Consider the following 382-nt stretch of genomic DNA (forward strand, 5'->3'; position numbering starts at 1 on the left):
TGGCTGCGAGGGAGCTGAGGTACCACTGGTTTGACGAGTTATGCGAAACGCTTCAGTTCGATTATATATTTACGGCACATCATGCGAATGATAACCTGGAGACGGTTTTAATTAATTTCATTCGGGGTACCGGCCTGGACGGGCTTACAGGAATTCCCGATAAAAATGATTGTATACGCAGGCCTTTGTTGCCATTCACAAGGAAACAGATCGAGGATTTTGCACATGAAAATCATTTAAAATGGCGGGAAGACAGTAGTAATCAATCTTTGAAATATTTTAGGAATAAAGTGCGTATTGAAGTTATACCCAGGCTGTTGGAATTAAATCCGCAGTTGCTGGAAAGCTTCGGGAAGACCAGGAGTTACCTGCAGCAAAGCTC

The 382-nt window shown here is 43.2% G+C and carries 1 protein-coding gene; it reads left to right on the top strand.

Annotated elements, in window-relative coordinates; genetic code table 11:
* Positions 1-382, top strand: a 382-nt coding sequence (tilS, locus tag HC175_RS20250; RefSeq protein ID WP_168139851.1) for a tRNA lysidine(34) synthetase TilS, incomplete at both ends; no start/stop codon positions are given.

The sequence above is a fragment of the Salinimicrobium oceani genome, assembly GCF_012037645.1.